This is a genomic window from Brevundimonas sp. (assembly GCF_016742135.1).
Lineage (GTDB): Bacteria > Pseudomonadota > Alphaproteobacteria > Caulobacterales > Caulobacteraceae > Brevundimonas.
The window spans coordinates 258,110-274,357 of record NZ_JACVCG010000001.1 but is presented as its reverse complement, the minus strand read 5'-3'; the positions used below and the strand labels follow the sequence as shown (position 1 = coordinate 274,357).

The 16,248-nt window shown below is 67.7% G+C and carries 19 protein-coding genes; 5 read left to right on the top strand and 14 right to left on the bottom strand.

The window, feature by feature from the left end; translation table 11 throughout:
* Positions 1-85 precede the first annotated feature (85 nt).
* Both IBJ06_RS01370 and IBJ06_RS01365 read right to left on the bottom strand, forming a co-directional pair.
* Entirely contained in the window at positions 86-463 is a 378-nt protein-coding gene (locus IBJ06_RS01370) for a hypothetical protein (RefSeq protein WP_292156726.1), read from the bottom strand.
* A 92-nt stretch (positions 464-555) separates the two neighbouring features.
* A complete protein-coding gene (locus IBJ06_RS01365) occupies positions 556-1,533 on the bottom strand; it encodes a WYL domain-containing protein (protein WP_292156725.1) in 978 nt (325 codons plus the stop codon).
* A gap of 105 nt (positions 1,534-1,638) precedes the next feature.
* Here IBJ06_RS01365 and IBJ06_RS01360 point away from each other — a divergent pair, with 105 nt between their 5' ends.
* Both IBJ06_RS01360 and IBJ06_RS01355 read left to right on the top strand, forming a co-directional pair.
* Complete coding sequence (locus tag IBJ06_RS01360) at positions 1,639-1,884, top strand: hypothetical protein (protein WP_292156724.1); 246 nt, start codon at positions 1,639-1,641, stop codon at positions 1,882-1,884.
* A gap of 69 nt (positions 1,885-1,953) precedes the next feature.
* Positions 1,954-3,447, top strand: coding sequence for a tetratricopeptide repeat-containing sulfotransferase family protein (locus IBJ06_RS01355; protein WP_292156723.1), 1,494 nt, complete (start codon positions 1,954-1,956; stop codon positions 3,445-3,447).
* Between the two features lie 108 nt (positions 3,448-3,555).
* Here IBJ06_RS01355 and IBJ06_RS01350 read toward each other — a convergent pair whose 3' ends face one another.
* From IBJ06_RS01350 to IBJ06_RS01295, 12 genes are all read right to left on the bottom strand, one after another.
* Positions 3,556-3,993, bottom strand: a complete 438-nt coding sequence (locus IBJ06_RS01350) for a DUF1801 domain-containing protein (protein ID WP_292156722.1) — start codon at positions 3,991-3,993, stop codon at positions 3,556-3,558.
* A gap of 3 nt (positions 3,994-3,996) precedes the next feature.
* Positions 3,997-4,410 carry a cupin domain-containing protein gene (locus tag IBJ06_RS01345; RefSeq protein ID WP_292156721.1) on the bottom strand — a complete coding sequence of 138 codons (414 nt, stop codon included), beginning with the start codon at positions 4,408-4,410 and terminating at the stop codon, positions 3,997-3,999.
* Between the two features lie 3 nt (positions 4,411-4,413).
* Complete coding sequence (locus IBJ06_RS01340; protein ID WP_292156720.1) at positions 4,414-4,836, bottom strand: hypothetical protein; 423 nt, start codon at positions 4,834-4,836, stop codon at positions 4,414-4,416.
* 2 nt (positions 4,837-4,838) lie between these two features.
* Positions 4,839-5,285: a hypothetical protein gene (locus IBJ06_RS01335; RefSeq protein ID WP_292156719.1), complete on the bottom strand. Its 447-nt coding sequence runs from the start codon at positions 5,283-5,285 to the stop codon at positions 4,839-4,841.
* A gap of 2 nt (positions 5,286-5,287) precedes the next feature.
* Positions 5,288-6,703, bottom strand: coding sequence for an NAD(P)(+) transhydrogenase (Re/Si-specific) subunit beta (locus IBJ06_RS01330; RefSeq protein ID WP_292156718.1), 1,416 nt, complete (start codon positions 6,701-6,703; stop codon positions 5,288-5,290).
* A complete protein-coding gene (locus IBJ06_RS01325; protein ID WP_292156717.1) occupies positions 6,700-7,044 on the bottom strand; it encodes a HepT-like ribonuclease domain-containing protein in 345 nt (114 codons plus the stop codon). The genes IBJ06_RS01330 and IBJ06_RS01325 overlap by 4 nt, the downstream gene beginning before the upstream one ends.
* Positions 7,044-7,379, bottom strand: a complete 336-nt coding sequence (locus tag IBJ06_RS01320; protein WP_292156716.1) for a nucleotidyltransferase domain-containing protein — start codon at positions 7,377-7,379, stop codon at positions 7,044-7,046. The genes IBJ06_RS01325 and IBJ06_RS01320 overlap by 1 nt, the downstream gene beginning before the upstream one ends.
* Positions 7,376-7,660: a hypothetical protein gene (locus IBJ06_RS01315; protein WP_292156715.1), complete on the bottom strand. Its 285-nt coding sequence runs from the start codon at positions 7,658-7,660 to the stop codon at positions 7,376-7,378. Before IBJ06_RS01315 ends, IBJ06_RS01320 begins: the two co-directional genes overlap by 4 nt.
* 3 nt (positions 7,661-7,663) lie before the next feature.
* On the bottom strand, positions 7,664-8,002 hold the full coding sequence (locus IBJ06_RS01310; protein WP_292156714.1) for an NAD(P) transhydrogenase subunit alpha: 339 nt from the start codon (positions 8,000-8,002) through the stop codon (positions 7,664-7,666).
* On the bottom strand, positions 8,002-9,135 hold the full coding sequence (locus IBJ06_RS01305) for a Re/Si-specific NAD(P)(+) transhydrogenase subunit alpha (protein WP_292156713.1): 1,134 nt from the start codon (positions 9,133-9,135) through the stop codon (positions 8,002-8,004). The genes IBJ06_RS01310 and IBJ06_RS01305 overlap by 1 nt, the downstream gene beginning before the upstream one ends.
* A 119-nt stretch (positions 9,136-9,254) precedes the next feature.
* Positions 9,255-9,506, bottom strand: coding sequence for an aa3-type cytochrome c oxidase subunit IV (locus tag IBJ06_RS01300; protein ID WP_292156712.1), 252 nt, complete (start codon positions 9,504-9,506; stop codon positions 9,255-9,257).
* A gap of 59 nt (positions 9,507-9,565) precedes the next feature.
* A complete protein-coding gene (locus IBJ06_RS01295) occupies positions 9,566-10,141 on the bottom strand; it encodes a TetR/AcrR family transcriptional regulator (protein WP_292156711.1) in 576 nt (191 codons plus the stop codon).
* A gap of 176 nt (positions 10,142-10,317) precedes the next feature.
* Here IBJ06_RS01295 and IBJ06_RS01290 point away from each other — a divergent pair, with 176 nt between their 5' ends.
* From IBJ06_RS01290 to IBJ06_RS01280, 3 genes are read left to right on the top strand one after another with little or no spacing between them, the layout of a single operon-like run.
* Complete coding sequence (locus tag IBJ06_RS01290) at positions 10,318-11,520, top strand: efflux RND transporter periplasmic adaptor subunit (protein ID WP_292156710.1); 1,203 nt, start codon at positions 10,318-10,320, stop codon at positions 11,518-11,520.
* Between the two features lie 20 nt (positions 11,521-11,540).
* Positions 11,541-14,759 carry a multidrug efflux RND transporter permease subunit gene (locus tag IBJ06_RS01285; protein WP_292156709.1) on the top strand — a complete coding sequence of 1,073 codons (3,219 nt, stop codon included), beginning with the start codon at positions 11,541-11,543 and terminating at the stop codon, positions 14,757-14,759.
* A complete protein-coding gene (locus tag IBJ06_RS01280; protein ID WP_292156708.1) occupies positions 14,756-16,207 on the top strand; it encodes a TolC family protein in 1,452 nt (483 codons plus the stop codon). The genes IBJ06_RS01285 and IBJ06_RS01280 overlap by 4 nt, the downstream gene beginning before the upstream one ends.
* The last annotated feature ends 41 nt before the right edge of the window (positions 16,208-16,248 follow it).

The following is a 16,248-nucleotide window of genomic DNA, read 5'->3' as shown; positions in this document are numbered from 1 at the left end:
GCCGCCCTTTTTTATCTCCTCCCCATGTCATGGGGAGGTGGCGCGACGCGCAAGCGTCGTGACGGAGGGGGCGGCGATGTCAGCCTCACGTCTCCAGCCTGTCCAGCAGGGCGATGGCGGCCGCAAGGGTCGGAGCCCCGTGGTGCCTGCGTTCCCCGTAGTTCAGATCGATCACACGGGCCCATGTATCGAAGAAGCGGTCCGTGGTGACGACAACGGTGTAGGTGTTGCGACCGGCAGCGCTGGCCAGTCGGCAGAAGGTCTCGCCGATGCGCACCATGCCACCCACGTCGACATCGTCGATCGGGCCCTGATCATCGATGATCCAGTTCCAGTCGGTCAGGTCGGGGTCGCCGGCCACGGCAGCGAGGACCGCCTTTTCGAATTTGATCCAGGAAGTCCCCGGCGGCACGGTGGCGATGGCCCTGCGACGCGCCTGATCCAATTCGAAGGAGATCGACATGGGATTCCCCTGACATCCGTCGCGGAGACTCGAATCCCGCATGGTCCTTGATCCAACAGTAGTGGCCGGGCCCGGGTCTGCAATGGGAAAGCCTAGCTCAACGCCCCCCTCGCCGCGTCCAGCGCCTCGGCCATGGCGGTCTTGAGGCGGTCGGGGGCGAGGATGCGGACCTGATGGCCCCAGGTGAACAAATGCCAGGCCAGTTCGCGCATGCCCGAGGCGGTAAAGCGCACGCGCACCGAGCCGTCGGGCAGGTCCTCGAGCGACTGGGTGGGGTGCCAGCGCCAGGCCCGGGCCTCGTCCGCGCCCTCGGGCGTGATCAGCAATTCCACGTTCTCGACCTCGTCCTGATAGATGCCGAAGGAGCGGGAGGCGAAGGCCTGGAGGTCAAAGCCTTCGGGCGGGCGGGCGGTGCCCTCTTCCACCGTGATGGCGCTCATCCGGTCGAGGCGGAAGGTCTGGATGCGGCCGCTATCGCGGTCGGCGGCGACCAGATAGTTGGCCCGGCCGAACATCAGGCCGCAGGGGGTGACGATCCGCCGGCGCGAGGGGGCGCCGGGGCGGCTGTAGACAAAACCCAGCGGACGCTCGGCCAGGACGGCGTGACGGATGGGGGTCAGCTCGGCCTCGTCCGCCGTGGGGCGCGGGCCGGCCTGGACGGCGATGGTCTCGGCCCGGACGAGGGCCTCGAGATCCGGGGCCAGACGGTTGAGGGTGGTCGAGCGCATGGCCGATTTGATCTTTCGCTCCAGCGACTCCAGCGCAGTGGCTCGGGATGGCTCGCCCGACAGGCGGAGCGCCGAGGCGGCCTTGGCCAGTTCGACCAGTTCGGCGGCGGTCGGCGCCTGTTCAAAGGCGGACAGGCCACCGCGGATGCGCCAGCGCTTGTGCGGCGGATCGGAGACCTCCTCGGCCGCCGGAAACATCATCAGGACGGCGTCGCGCATGCGCTCGGCCGTGCGGCGGCTGACGGCGAGGTCGCGGGCCATGTCGTCCAGCGACAGGCCTTCGGAGCTGGCCGCCAGACGGCGGGCCAGGTCCAGAATCATCGCGGCCTTGTCGTGACGCATGGGGGCTCCGGATGCCTACGACCGTTTCTGACGTATGTGTGCGCCATTCTATCCTTGTCATCAAGCGCCGGAGCGATCCGGCCCCGCCAAACGAGGATCAGACCCATGTTCCACACCGCCCCCGCCCCTCGCCCGACCCGCCTGGCCGACCGCTATCTGACCGTGCCGTGCGACGCCGATGGTTGCAGCGATCTGGCCGTCATCTGGGACCGGCTGGAGGAACAGGTGGTCGATGTGATCCACCTGTCGGCGACCGCGGGCTATACGGTCGAGGACCAGCTGTGGGACGAGGCGCGCTGGACCCCCGGCATCAGCGATCAGGACAGCTGGATCCCGGCCATGGCCGCCTGATCCGCGAGCGCGCTTGCGATCCGGGGCCGGGGCCGCTAGCCCTCGTCGGCTTACGGAGGACAGACCTGTATGACGACGGCCCACCAGGACGGCGCGCGCCTGATCAATGAGGCGGTGGAGGCCTTTAAGGCCCGCGACCGCGACACCACGGCCGACAAGCTGGCCCGGGCGATCAAGGCCGATCCGCCGATCGGCACGAAATGGGCGTCGGTCTCGCGACTGGCGGCGACCATGGGCGAGGTGTCGATCGCGCTGGCCGCCGCGCGGCGGAACATCGCTGCGGCGCCGACGGCGGAGTCGCGGCAGGCCTATGCCAATCTGCTGAGCCAGAACGGACGCTCGGAAGAGGCCCTGCGCGAGGCCCAGGCGCTGGTGCGCGAACGGCCCAATGATCCGGCGGCGCTGCATTTTCTGGCCACCTGTCAGGTGCAGTTCGGGGACAATGACGCGGCGATTGCCAATCTGCGGCGGATCCTCGACCTGCCGACCGTGGCGCTGGGGGCCGAGAACGCCTGGGCGGTGCTGGCCGGCATCAAGAAGTTCACGGCGGACGATCCCGACATTCCGGCGATGGAGGCCCTGGCCGTTCGCATCGGCCATGCGCCGGAGCGCCGCCTGAACCGGGTGGTGCTGCTGTATGCGCTGGGCAAGGCGTATGACGACACCGGCCAGACGGACAAGGCGTTCGCCGCCTTTGCCGAGGCCGGGCGCCTGCAGATGCCGGACAGCACCTTCAACGCCGACCAATCCGACCTGTTCGTGGATCAGGTGGTCAAGGGCTATGATCGCGCCTTCATCGACAGCCTGCCGAAGAGCGAGGTCGACAGCGACCGGCCGATCTTCATCCTGGGCCTGCCGCGTTCGGGCACGACCCTGGTCGAGCAGATTCTGGTCAGCCATTCGGCGGTCCATGACGGGGCCGAGGTCAATCTGTTCCGCCATGCGGCCATGTCGGTGCAGGGTTATACGCCCGACGCCGTGCGTGCCGCCTTTGCCCAGCCGGGCGGAGAGACTTTGGCCACGCGGATCGGCCGGGCCTATCTGCACCTGATGGACGAGCGCTTCGGCCCCTACGGCCGGGTGATCGACAAGACGCTCAACCAGACGCGGTTTCTGGGCCTGATCCACCAGTGCCTGCCGAATGCGAAATTCATCTGGCTGAGGCGCCATCCGGCGGGGATCGCCTGGTCATGCTTTCGTACCCGGTTCGTCAAGGGGGCCGACTGGACCCGGTCGCTGACCGACATCGCCCGGCACTTCAAGGGCGAGGACCGGCTGCATGAGCACTGGACGAAGGTGCTGCCGCCCGAGACCCTGCTGACCGTGCCCTATGAGCAGTTGGTCGATGATCCCGACACCTGGATGCGGCGGATTCTGGATCATGCCGGACTGGACTGGGAAGATCAGGTGCGCGACTTCCACGCCACCGACCGGGCCGTGACCACCGCCAGCTTCGCCCAGGTGCGCCAGCCGCTCTACGCCTCATCGAAAGCTGCGTGGAAGCGGTATGAGACGCACATGAAGCCGTTCTTCGACACCTATTACGGGCCGGGTGTGGACTAGACCGAAATCGGTTCAGTTGGACGCATGTCTGACTGGGCTCAGATTTCGGTCCAGTGTTATTCGAGAGCCTGATTCACGGCTTCGGCGGAATCGCGAAGCGATTCCACCTCAACCGATCAGGCTCTGGGACACGCCGTAACGTTCGCGCATCGTCTTGATGGACCAGTCGATCAGGGCGGTCAGCTTTTCGCGGTCCACATCGGCCAGCCGGTTGAGATAGAGGCAGGAGACGCTCGTCTTGCACTTGCCCAGCCCCTCCATCAGATCGGGCCGCTCGGCAAAGCCCGGCATGATGTAGAGCGTGAGGTTCGCCTTCCTCGGCGAAAAGCCGATGATCGGCCAGTCGGCGGGCTTTTTGGTCGTGTTGACATAGGTATAGCGGTCATAACCGACGATCGACGGGCCCCACATGACCGGGTCGCAGCCGGTGCGCGCGCGCAGCAGGGCGTCCAACTCGATACTGTCCGCGCGCCGGCCCGCATGGGGCACGGCGGCGAGGAATTCCTCGACCGAAGCATCGTTCGGCAGCGTCTTCAGCTCGGACATGGGTCAGGCCCTCCCCTGCGGCGCATCATCCTCCGCCATTTCGAATCCGGCAAACTCGAATCCCGGGGCGACGGTGCAGCCGACGAGGGACCAGTCGCCGAGGCTTTCGGCGGCCTGCCATTTGCCGGTCGGGACGATGATCTGGGGCTGCTGGCCCGCCCCGATATCCGGGCCGAGGATCAGGCGGCCGATACCGTCGATGTCGAGCGCCAGCGGGGCACCGACATAGTGGTGCCAGATCTCGGTGGCGTCGACGCGGTGCCATTTCGACCGCTCGCCCGCCGTCAGCAGGAAGTAGATGGCCGTGCCGACCGAGCGCCCGTCGACCATGCGCGGATCGCGAAAGGTCTCGCGGTAATGCCCGCCCTCGGGGTGCGGGGCGAGGTCCAGCAGGGCGATGATGTCGGCGGGGGTCATGGTTCAGAACCTGCGGTGGCCGGGCTCGGCGACGATCTGGTGGTCATCCTGCCAGATGATGCGGCCGGGGTCGCGGGTGGTCAGGATGTCGACGTGGATGCCGCAGGCCTCCAGCGCGGCCTTGAGCCGGTGCATGCGGCGAATGTGTTCGGTGGCCCCGGGCTTGAACCAGGAGAGGCCGGTCTGACCCTCCACAACGTACTCGCCACCATGAAGGCGCGCGCGTCCCGAGGCGAATTTTTCGGGGCGCGCCAAGTGAGTGGTGAACCAGCGATCAAGAGCGGCCAACTCCTTAAGCGCCCAGTCCTCGGCAACTTCGCTCTGCTCGGCGATCTCCAGCGCCTGAAACACGCCCAGCCGGTTGCGCTGTCGCTCGACCGTCTCAAAGCAGACAAAGCGGACGTAGGTGTCGGTGAGGAGCGGCATCCTCAGGGCCGGGACGAACCCGCCGCCGGTTGCCAGGTGCCATCCGTGAAAATGTACCTCCCGCCGCCGTACCAAGGCACTGAGGCAAAGCCGCCGGTCCACCCGTGGCCGCCCGCTTCATAGATCACGTCTGCGCGAAGCGTCTGGGGCGGTGTATCGACCACGAAGCCATCCGGAGTCTGACCATAGGTGATCGACTCCAGATCGACACATCGACCATCGGCACTGCGCACCCGCCATACCGCGCCGTCCAGACCGTTCCCCCGCGCACTGTCGAACACGGCAATCCAGTCGACGCAGGCCCGCACGGCCCCGCCCGCATCCGTGCGGCGCACTGAAACGGTCGGCCGGTCGAGATCGCCCGTGATCCGGACATGACGGCTTTCCGAACACCCCGCCGTCAGCAGCGCCAGCAATCCGACCGCCCATGTGCGCAGTGGGTTCGGCACCCTCACAGCCCCTTCACGATCCCTTCGACCATCTTCTTGGCGTCGGCGAACAGCATCATGGTGTTGTCGCGGAAGAAGAGTTCGTTCTCGACGCCCGCATAGCCGGCCGCCATGCCGCGCTTGATGAACAGGACGGTGCCGGCCTTTTCGACGTCGAGGATGGGCATGCCGTAGATGGGCGACTGGGGGTCAGTCTTGGCTGCGGGGTTGGTGACGTCGTTGGCGCCGATGACGAAGGCGACGTCGCAGGAGGCGAACTCGGCGTTGATGTCCTCCAGCTCGAAGACCTCATCGTACGGCACATTGGCCTCGGCCAGGAGGACGTTCATGTGGCCGGGCATGCGACCGGCGACGGGGTGGATGGCGTATTTCACCTCGACGCCTTCCTCCTTGAGCTTGTCGGCCATTTCGCGAAGGGCGTGCTGAGCCTGGGCGACGGCCATGCCATAGCCGGGGACGATGATGACCTTCGACGCATTCTTCATGATGAAGGCGGCGTCCTCGGCCGAGCCCTGTTTGACGGGGCGTGTCTCGGCGACGCCTGTGCCCGCCGGGCCGCTGTCGCCGCCAAAGCCGCCCAGGATGACCGAGATGAAGCTGCGGTTCATGCCCTTGCACATGATGTAGCTGAGGATGGCGCCGGAGCTGCCGACCAGAGCCCCGGTGATGATCAGGGCGATGTTCTCGAGCGTGAAACCGAGGGCGGCCGCGGCCCAGCCGGAATAGCTGTTGAGCATCGACACCACGACCGGCATGTCGGCCCCGCCGATGGGGATGATCAGGGTGGCGCCAAGGATCAGGGCGATCAGGAAGACACCCCAGAAGGCCCAGGTGGCCGTGCCGCCGGTGCCGATCAGTATGCCGATCAGGAACACCAGCCCCAGCGCCAGTCCTATGTTGATCAGGTGACGGGCGGGCAGCAGGATCGGCGCGCCCGACATATTGCCGTTCAGCTTGGCGAACGCGATCACCGAGCCGGTGAAGGTGATGGCGCCGATGGCGAGGCCGAGGCCCAGCTCGATGATCGACAGCATCTTGATGCCGCCGTCGGGCGTGGCGATGCCGAACGAGACCGGCGCATAGACGGCACCCACGGCGACCAGACAGGCGGCCATCCCGACCAGGCTGTGGAAGGCGGCGACCAGCTGGGGCATCTGGGTCATCTGCACCCGCGCGGCGATCAGGGCCCCTGCCCCGCCACCGACGATCACCCCGCCCGCGATCAGGCCGAGGGTCAGCGGATCGAGCGCGCCGGTGATGCCCAGCGTCGCGAGGGTCACGGCGATGGCGAGGCCCATGCCGACCATGCCGAAGGTGTTGCCCCGCCGGCTGGTCTCGGGACTGGAGAGACCGCGCAAGGACAGGATGAACAGGACACCGGAGACCAGATAGGCCAAGGCGGCAAGGGATGCGGTCATTCGATTTCTTCCCCCAGAACGGTGCGAGCACCCGCGATCAGTGGCGGTAGCGATCGCCGAACAATGTCGACCACGCGCTCCATGCGGACCTTTGCGTAGCCATGAACAAGGACATTTCTGAAGCCGGCAGCATCTCGCAGTTCGAGAGCCGCGATCCTTTCAGGTTGTATCTTCAGGACCTGGGCGGCCGCCTCACCTACAATCTGGACCGTTCGCAACACCGCATGCTCGCGAAGGCGGTCCGCGAGAATGGCCTCGGCGTCGCGTTCGCCGACAAAATCGAGCGCCTCGCTGCCGTAAGCGACGATATCTTCAAGCAGGAAACGGACTGCGGGGTTCATCACAGCGATACCAGGTCCCGGGACATCCAGGCCCATCGCTCAGGAACCATCATCGCGCGGTCCACAAGATCGACCTTGCGGCCGACCGCGTCCTGCAAATCCTGCTGAAGGCCGCCGAGCCGCCAATAGTCCAGCTGACCTACTACGTCGAAGACCACATCGACATCGCTTTCGGCGGTTGCCTCGCCGCGCGCGACCGAGCCGACGACGCCCACAAATTCGGCCCCCGCCGCATGGGCCGCAGCCTGATAATCGCGCAGCACAGCAAGCACCTGATCCAGAAGGGGCGCACCCTCGAAGGCCGCCGCTCCCTCCTGAACGCCGGGGCCGGTCACCGCCCCATCCCCTGGGTGCGGGCGAGGCGCCACAGGGCGGCGGCGATGAACAGGGGGCTGAGGATCAGCAGGGCCCAGTCGATCGGGTCCAGCGGACTGCCGTCGATGACCACCCGCGTCAGGATTGCGGAAAATATCAGCACCACGCCGCAGTCATTCAGGCGCACGCGGCGGATCGGGTCGCGTTCCTTGACGAACATCCAGATCCACATGCCCGCGCCCAGCCCGGTGGCGATCCAGGCGCCGACTTCGGCAATGCGGACGGGGTCGGGCTGCATCATGCGTCAGGCGGCCGGTTTCGGAGCGGCGGCGGGGCGTTCCTTCTTGCGGTACATGGCCAGCATGCGGCGGGTGACCATGAAGCCGCCGAAGATGTTGACGCTGGCAAGGGTCACGGCGGCGACCCCGGCCCCCTTGGCGATCCAGCCGTTCAGGCCCGAGGCCTCGGACACGGCGGCGGCTGCAATCAGGCCGCCGACGATGATGACGCTGGAGATAGCATTGGTCACCGCCATCAGCGGTGTGTGCAGGGCGGGCGTGACGCTCCAGACCACATAATAGCCGACGAAGATGGCCAGCACGAAGATGGCCAGACGAAAGACGGTGGGGTCGACGTGTTCCATCAGCCCTTCACTCCTTCATGGACAATGGCCCCGCCGTGGGTCACGGCGGCGGCCTTGAGGATTTCGTCGTCGAGGTCGACGGCGAGGGTGCCGTCCTTGAGCATCAGGGCGACGAAGGCGACGAGGTTGCGGGCGTAGAGGCTGGAGGCGTCCGACGCGATGCGGCCCGCCATATTGGTCCAGCCGACCAGGGTGACGCCGTTTGCGGTGGTGGCGAGTTCGCCCGCCTTGATGCCCTCGACATTGCCGCCGTTGTCGACGGCCAGGTCGACGATGACCGAGCCCGGCTTCATCGAGGCGACGTGGGCGGCGGTGACCAGACGCGGGGCCGGACGGCCCGGGATCAGGGCGGTGGTGATGACCACATCCTGTTTGACGATGTGGCTGGCAGTCAGGGCGGCCTGTTTGGCCTGATACTCATCAGACATCGCCTTGGCATAGCCGCCCGAGGTCTCGGCGGCCTTGAACTCCTCGTCCTCGACGGCGACGAATTTGGCGCCGAGCGACTCGACCTGTTCCTTGGCGGCGGGGCGGACGTCGGTAGCGGTGACGACGGCGCCCAGACGCCGGGCGGTGGCGATGGCCTGCAGCCCCGCGACGCCCGCGCCCATGACGAACACCTTGGCCGCAGCCACCGTGCCCGCCGCCGTCATCATCATGGGAAAGCCACGACCATAGGCAGCCGCCGCCTCGATGACCGCGCGGTAGCCGGCGAGGTTGGCCTGGGACGACAGGGCGTCCATGACCTGGGCCCGGGTGATGCGGGGCACGAACTCCATGGCGAAGGATGTGACGCCCGCGCCGGCGAGGGCCGTGACGGTTTCCTTCTCGCGCCAGGCATCCAGCAGGGCGACCACCACCGCGCCGGGCCGAAGCGCGCTGATCTCGGAAGCGGTCGGGCCGCGCACTTTCATCAGGATGTCGGCACCCGCCAGCGCGGTTTTCAGATCACGGGCGACCGTCGCCCCGGCCTCGGCATAGGCCGTATCGGGAATTGAGGAGCCCAGACCGCTGCCGGTCTCGACGACCACGGCGGCGCCCATGCCGACCAGCTTCTTGACCGTGTCAGGGGTCAGGGCAGTGCGCGTCTCGCCATCTCGGCGTTCGCGGGTCACGGCGATAGTGACGGCCAAGCGAATCCCTCCGTGGGGTGGACTGTTATGCGACAGCCTAGGCCGTCAGGTCCCCCACGGTAAAGCGCTGGTTTTGTGTGGAAGGGCCGCGAAAACGGCCCCCTCTCAATGCTTCCGGGTCAGTGCTTCGCGGGCTTTGACTTGAGCGCGAAGTAGCCGATCACGGCCAGGGCCACGGCGGCGAAGAAGCCGAAGACGATGCTGCCGCCCGGCTGCAGCCACAGCACGAAGAAGGTGATGATCACCGCCAGGACCAGCGAGCCCCATTTCGACAGCTTCATGAACAGGTCATAGGTCGCCTGCTGCTCGTGAATCGGCTGGGTGCCCTTTTGATAGTCACCGTGGGCGGTTTCGGTCTCGGGGGTGGCCATGCGGATCATCCGGTCGGAAGGTCTGGTGTGCGGCCCTTATACCGACAGGGCCGTCGGGCTCAAGCGCCGTCGATGATATCCTGAAGGATGCGGGCCAGTCGTTGTTCCAGGGAGCGACATTCCGCCTCGCTGAGGGCAAGGCCGCCCGTGATCTCCTTTGAGACCGTCATGCCCATCATCAGGGCCGCCGCCATGCGGGCGCTGACGGCGCCGTGATCGCCCCCGATCCAGGCGGTGAGCGGGTTCATGAACTGCTCGCACGACTGTTGCTGAATGACCTCCATGGCCTTGGCCGACGAGGCCGAGCGCAGGATGATCTGCAGGCCCTGCATCTTTTTGGGGCTCTTGGTGCCGTAGACGATCTCGTGGGCGATTCGGGTGCCGAAGGTGGCGCGATCCCCCTCGAGCAGGGTCGACCCCTCGTGACAGTGATCCAGGGCCGCGCGGAACAGGCCCTCCTTCGAGCCGAAGTAGCGCACGATCAGGGCCGGGTCGACGCCCGCGTCCCCCGCGATGTCGCGCATGCCGACGTCATCGTAACTCTCGCGCGAGAAACGACTTTGCGCGGCCTCGAGGATCGAGGCGCGGGTGGCGGCGGCATTGCGTGGGCGTGGTCCGCAGGTCGGGAAGGCCAATCGGATCTCCGGTTAATGTCCCCACGACCTATATGGCTTTGTCATCAGCTGTTGACAAGCGAAACCGATATCACCATTAAGTCACCCGTCGTTGACACTGCGCTTCCTCCCCGTTCGCGCCGTGCCGCTTTCCATCTGATCCAGCCGGCCCGCCCGGCTCCCCGGAGACTGCGCAGATGCGCCATTTCAAGATCATGACCGTGGCCGTGCTGATCACCAGCCTGCTGTACGGCTGCACCGCCTCGAGCGAAGCGGAGAGCCCGCCCCCGGCGCCCGAGGTGTCGGTGGCCACGCCGCTGGTCGATCAGGTCGTCGACTGGGACGAGTTCACCGGCCGGTTCGAAGCACCGCAGAGCGTGGACGTGCGCGCCCGGGTCGGCGGCTACATCCAGGCGGTCCATTTCCGCGACGGACAGTATGTGAGGAAGGGGCAGCTGCTGTTCACCCTGGACCCGCGTCCGGCCCAGGCGGCGCTGGCCTCGGCCCGGGCCCAGGCGGCCCAGGCGGAAGCCCAGGTCGCCCTGGCGCGCAGTGAGCTGGCCCGCGTCGAATCCCTGCTGGAAATCCAGGCCGTGTCCCGCGCCGAGGTCGACCAGAAGCGCGCCGCCGTCCAGACCGCCGAGGCCGCCGTCGCCGCGGCCCGGGCCGCCGTGCGCGGACGGGAACTGGACGTGGAGTTTACCCGCGTCACCGCCCCCATCTCCGGCCGCGTCTCGGACCGCCGGGTGGATGCCGGCAATCTGGTCGGAGGGGGATCGTCGGCCGCCGATGTGCTGACCACCATCGTCGCCTCCAGCCCCATTCACTTCGTATTCGAGGCCTCTGAATCGGTGATGCTGCGCTATCAGCGCGATGCCCGCGACGGCACCTCGGCGCCGATCCGCATCCGCCTGCAGGACGAGACCGGCTTCCGCTGGAGCGGCACGGTCGACTTTTCCGACAATGTGGTGGACCCCGCCTCGGGCACCATCCGCCTGCGCGCCGTGGTGCAGAACGGCGACGGCTTCCTGAAGCCCGGCCTGTTCGGTCAGGCGCGTGTCGCGGGGGCCGCCCCCTATCAGGCTCTGCTGGTGCCCGACGCCGCCGTCGCCACAGATCAGGCCCGCCGCGTCGTCTATGTGGTCGATGCCGACAATACGGTCGTCGCCCGTCCGGTCGAACTGGGACCGCTGTCCGACGGCCTGCGCGTCATCCGCTCGGGGATCGAGCCGACCGACCGGGTGATCGTCAACGGCCAGCTGCGCGCCCGTCCCGGTCAGCCGGTGACGCCGAAGACGGTCGAGATCGCCCGTACCCCCACCGATAGCCAGGCGCCGGTGACCCGCGCCCCGCCCGCCGCCACCGCCACCTCGGCGGGCGCCCTGTCGCAGAGCCGCTAAGCGAAAGACCCGGCCCAGCCATGAACATCTCTCGCTTCTTCATCGACCGGCCGATCTTCGCCACCGTGATCGCCGTGTTCATCACCCTGATGGGCGCCTTCGCCTATCCGTTGCTGCCGCTGTCGCAGTATCCGGAGATCGCCCCGCCGACGATCACCATCAACACCGCCTATCCGGGGGCCTCGGCCGAAACGGTGGCCGAGACGGTCGCCGCCCCGATCGAACAGGAGGTCAACGGCGTCGAGGGGATGCTCTACATCTCGTCGTCCTCGACCTCGGACGGGACGGTGGCGATCACCGTCACCTTCAATCCCGGCACGGACCTGGATGCCGCCCAGGTACTGGTCCAGAACCGGGTGGCGCTGGCCGAGCCGCGCCTGCCCGAACAGGTGCGCCAGATTGGCGTGACGGTGAACAAGCAGGAGAGCGGCTTTCTGATGATCCTGGGGCTGACGTCCCCGGACCAGTCGCTGGATAACGACTATGTCGGCAACTATGCCAACTCGACGCTGCGCGACCGGCTGCTGCGGATCGAGGGCGTCGGTGCCGTCCAGATCTTCGGCGGCGGCAACTATTCAATGCGGGTCTGGATCGACCCGGCCAAGGCCGCCCAGCGCGGCCTGACCGGACCGGACATCGTCGCCGCCCTGCGCGCCCAGAACGTCCAGGCCGCCGCCGGGGCCATCGGCCAGCCGCCGTTCGACACCAATGCCGCGGCCTTCCAGCTGCCGGTGCAGGTCGAGGGCCGCCTGACCGATCCCGACCAATTCTCGAACATCGTCATCAAGACCGACGCCGAGGGCCGGGTGACCCGCATCCGCGACGTCGCCCGCGTCGAGCTGGGGGCGCAGGATTACGGCATCCGGGGCTTTTTCGACGGCGAGCGCGGCGTCGGCATGGCCATCATCCAGCAGCCGGGCGCCAATGCGCTGGGCACGGCGGATCGGGTCATGGCCGAGGTCGAGGCCATCCGGGCCGAGCTGCCGGCCGGCATGGACGTCTCCATCCCCTATAATCCGACGGAATTCGTCGCCGCCTCGGTCGAGGCGGTGCAGCACACCCTGATGGAAGCCATCCTGCTGGTGGTGCTGGTGGTGGTCGTGTTCCTGCAGACCTGGCGGGCGGCGATCATCCCGATCGTGGCCATCCCCGTGGCGCTGGTGGCGACCTTCGCCGTGCAGCTGATGCTGGGCTATTCAATCAACTCGCTGAGCCTGTTCGCCCTGGTGCTGGCGGTCGGCATCGTGGTCGACGACGCCATCGTCGTCGTCGAGAATGTCGAACGCTATATCCGCGAGGGTCTGGCGCCCAAGGAGGCGGCCTATCGCTCCATGCAGGAGGTGTCGGGTGCCCTGATCTCGATCGGGCTGGTGCTGGTCTCGGTGTTCGTGCCGACCATGTTCGTGCCCGGTATTCCCGGCATCTTCTATCGCGAGTTCGCCATCGTCATCACCACGGCCTCGGTCGTGTCGCTGCTGGTGTCGCTGACGCTGTCGCCGGCCATGGCCGCCATGCTGCTGAAGCCGCACCAGGCGCACGACGCCCATGCGCGCAAGCCCGGGGTGCTGGGCAGTGCCTTCCACTACCTCGGCTTTGCCGGCCGCAAGTTCAACGAGGGCTTTGACTGGCTGTCTGACCGCTACGGGCGGCTGACGGCGCGACTGATCCGCAAGCTGGTTCTGGTGTTCAGCGTCTATGCCTTGCTGCTGGTGGGTACGGGCTTCACCCTGTTCAACACGCCGTCCGGCTTTATCCCGGAGCAGGATCAGGGCTTTCTGATCGGAGTGGTGCAACTGCCGCCCGGGGCCTCGCTGGACCGGACGCAGGAGGTCATGGCCCGCGCCTCGCAGATTATCCGCGATACCGAAGGCGTGGACGGCGTCGTCTCCTTCGCCGGGCTGGACGGGACGAGCTTCTCGTTCGGGTCCAATGCCGCGACCATCTTTGTGCGTCTCGATGCCTTTGAGGAACGCAAGTCGGCCGAACAGGCGGCGGCAGCGCTGGCCGGAGCCATCACCGGCGCGACCATGGGCATCCAGGACGCCAACATCTTTGTCATCGCCCCGCCGGCCGTACAGGGCCTCGGCAACGGCAACGGCTTCCAGATGATGGTGCAGGATCGCTCCGGCGCGGGCTATGTGCCGCTGGAGGGCGCGACCTTCGCCATGATGGGGGCTGCGGCACAGGCCCCCGATGCCGTCAATCAGGTCTTCTCGACCTACAACACCGGCTCGCCCCGCATCGCCGCCGACGTCGATCGCGACCGGGCGCTGATGATGGGGGTCCAGCCCGGCGACGTCTTCAATACGCTGGGGGTCTATCTGGGCTCGTCCTATGTCAATGACTTCAACTATCTGGGCCGCACCTTCCGGGTGACGGCACAGGCGGAGCCCTCGGCCCGGGACGACATCGCCGACATCGCCGCGCTGCAGACCCGGTCGACCTCGGGCGCCATGGTGCCCATCGGATCGATCGCCACCCTGCGCGAGGAATCCGGCCCGTCGCGGATCGTGCGCTACAACCTGTTCCCGGCCGCCGAGCTGCAGGGACAGGCGGCCCCGGGCGTGTCGTCGGGGGAGGCCATCGCACGGATGGAGGCGCTGGCAGAAGCCACCCTGCCGCCCGGTTTCTCGTACGAATGGACCGGGCTGGCGCTGCAGGAGAAGCAGTCGTCGGGCGGGGCCACGCTGGTGTTCATCATGGCCGTGGTGTTCGTCTTCCTGGTGCTGGCGGCGCAATATGAGGCCTTCACCCTGCCGCTGGCGGTCGTGCTGATCGTGCCGATGTGCATTCTGGCCGCCATGGTCGGGGTCAATCTGGCGGGGCTGGACAACAACATCCTGGTTCAGGTGGGGCTGGTGGTCCTGATCGCGCTGGCGGCCAAGAACGCCATCCTGATCGTGGAGTTCGCCAAACAGGCCGAGGACGAGGGGCTGAATCGCTGGGACGCCGCCGTGCGCGCCGCGCGGACCCGCCTGCGTCCGATCCTGATGACCTCGTTCGCCTTCATCTTCGGCGTGCTGCCGCTGATGCTGGCGACGGGTCCGGGGGCCGAGATGCGCCAGTCGCTGGGAACCGCGGTGGTGTCCGGCATGATCGGGGTGACCTTCTTCGGCCTGATCTTCACCCCGGCCTTTTACGTCTTCATGCGGTGGGTGGCGTCAAGGCTGCCCGGTGCCCGAACCAGGGCCACGCCTGAACCCCAAACCCCGGCGACCGCCCAGGGAGAAATCGCATGATCCGCCTGTCCTTCCTGCTGAAGGGACGCGTCGCGGCCTCGGCGCTGGCGCTGGGGCTGACGGTCTCGGCCTGCGCCACCGCGCCGGTCGGCACCCCGCAGATCCTGCCCGAAGCGACCGCCGGCGGCTTTATCGCCGACAGGGGTCAGGGCACGGTCAGCGCCCCTGCGCGCGACGACTGGTGGCGGCTGTACGACGATCCAATGCTGGATGCCCTGGTGCTGCAGGCGCTGGGCAACAACAAGGAGCTGGAGGCCGCCGTCGCCAATCTGCGTGTCGTCCGTGCGTCGCTGGGTGAAGCCCGGGCCGGGCGCCTGCCGTCGACGACGGTGACCGGCGCCGGAAGCTATGGCCGGGTCGCCGCGACCACAGTACCGGGCTCGGGCGGTCAGCCGCTGGACGAGTCCGAGACGTACGACATCGGGCTGGACGTCGCCTATGAGGTCGACCTGTTCGGCCGGGTCGGCTCGACCATCGCCGCCGCGCGCGCCGATGCTGATGCCGCCGAGGCGGCGCTGAACGTGGTGCGTGTGAGCGTCGCGGCCGAAACCGCCCGGGCCTATACCGAGATCTGTTCCGCCAATGTGCAGATCGCCGTGGCCGAACAGACCATCGACCTGCAGTCGCGGACGCTGGAGCTGACCGAGCGGCTGCTGGGCGCGGGATCGGGCACAGGACTGGATGTCGCCCGCGCGCGTTCGGCCGTCGCCTCGAGCCAGGCGGCCCTGCCGCCGCTGCGGGCCCGCAAGGACGCTGCCGTGTTCCGGCTGGCGACCCTGACGGGGGTGACCCCGCGCGAGGTGTCACAGGCGGTCGTGGACTGTGCCGCCCCGCCGCTTCTCAGCCAGCCCATCCCGGTGGGGGACGGGGCCGCCCTGCTGGCCCGTCGCCCCGATGTGCGTCAGGCCGAGCGCAATCTGGCCGCCGCCACAGCCCGCGTCGATGTGGCGACCGCGAGCCTCTATCCCAGCATCCGTCTGGGCGGGTCGGTTGGGGCGACGGCGCTGGACCTGGGCGAACTGGGTGACGATGGCGCGTTGCGCTTCAGCGTCGGCCCGTTGATCAGCTGGTCCTTTCCCAATGTGGCGGTGGCCCGGTCGCGGATCGAGGCGGCGGGCGGCCTGGCCCAGGCGGCGCTGGCGCGGTTCGACCAGGCGGTGCTGGTCGCCCTGCAGGAGACCGAGACGGCGCTGTCGGCCTATGGCCATGCGCTGGATCGTCGGCAGGCCCTTATGACCTCGCGCGATGCGGCGGCCGAGGCGGCGCGGCTGGCCCGGGCCCGGTTCGACGCCGGGGCCGACAGCTTCCTCAGCGTACTGGACGCCGAGCGCACCCTGGCCCAGACCGACGCCGCCCTGGCCCAGGCCGAGGCCGAGGTGGCGGACCTGCAGATCCAGCTGTTCAAGGCGCTGGCGGGTGGCTGGGCCCCGGTAGACCTGCAGAACTGACAAAAGAAGAGGCCGCCGGGATGAACCGGCGGCCTTGGAAG

What these genes read in the sequence shown, in the direction of transcription:
- IBJ06_RS01370 (WP_292156726.1), bottom strand. Translation starts at nt 463, where the DNA reads ATGTCGATCTCCTTCGAATTGGATCAGGCGCGTCGCAGGGCCATCGCC.
- IBJ06_RS01365 (WP_292156725.1), bottom strand. Translation starts at nt 1,533, where the DNA reads ATGCGTCACGACAAGGCCGCGATGATTCTGGACCTGGCCCGCCGTCTG.
- IBJ06_RS01360 (WP_292156724.1), top strand. Translation starts at nt 1,639, where the DNA reads ATGTTCCACACCGCCCCCGCCCCTCGCCCGACCCGCCTGGCCGACCGC.
- IBJ06_RS01355 (WP_292156723.1), top strand. Translation starts at nt 1,954, where the DNA reads ATGACGACGGCCCACCAGGACGGCGCGCGCCTGATCAATGAGGCGGTG.
- IBJ06_RS01350 (WP_292156722.1), bottom strand. Translation starts at nt 3,993, where the DNA reads ATGTCCGAGCTGAAGACGCTGCCGAACGATGCTTCGGTCGAGGAATTC.
- IBJ06_RS01345 (WP_292156721.1), bottom strand. Translation starts at nt 4,410, where the DNA reads ATGACCCCCGCCGACATCATCGCCCTGCTGGACCTCGCCCCGCACCCC.
- IBJ06_RS01340 (WP_292156720.1), bottom strand. Translation starts at nt 4,836, where the DNA reads ATGCCGCTCCTCACCGACACCTACGTCCGCTTTGTCTGCTTTGAGACG.
- IBJ06_RS01330 (WP_292156718.1), bottom strand. Translation starts at nt 6,703, where the DNA reads ATGACCGCATCCCTTGCCGCCTTGGCCTATCTGGTCTCCGGTGTCCTG.
- IBJ06_RS01325 (WP_292156717.1), bottom strand. Translation starts at nt 7,044, where the DNA reads ATGAACCCCGCAGTCCGTTTCCTGCTTGAAGATATCGTCGCTTACGGC.
- IBJ06_RS01315 (WP_292156715.1), bottom strand. Translation starts at nt 7,660, where the DNA reads ATGATGCAGCCCGACCCCGTCCGCATTGCCGAAGTCGGCGCCTGGATC.
- IBJ06_RS01310 (WP_292156714.1), bottom strand. Translation starts at nt 8,002, where the DNA reads ATGGAACACGTCGACCCCACCGTCTTTCGTCTGGCCATCTTCGTGCTG.
- IBJ06_RS01300 (WP_292156712.1), bottom strand. Translation starts at nt 9,506, where the DNA reads ATGGCCACCCCCGAGACCGAAACCGCCCACGGTGACTATCAAAAGGGC.
- IBJ06_RS01290 (WP_292156710.1), top strand. Translation starts at nt 10,318, where the DNA reads ATGCGCCATTTCAAGATCATGACCGTGGCCGTGCTGATCACCAGCCTG.
- IBJ06_RS01285 (WP_292156709.1), top strand. Translation starts at nt 11,541, where the DNA reads ATGAACATCTCTCGCTTCTTCATCGACCGGCCGATCTTCGCCACCGTG.
- IBJ06_RS01280 (WP_292156708.1), top strand. Translation starts at nt 14,756, where the DNA reads ATGATCCGCCTGTCCTTCCTGCTGAAGGGACGCGTCGCGGCCTCGGCG.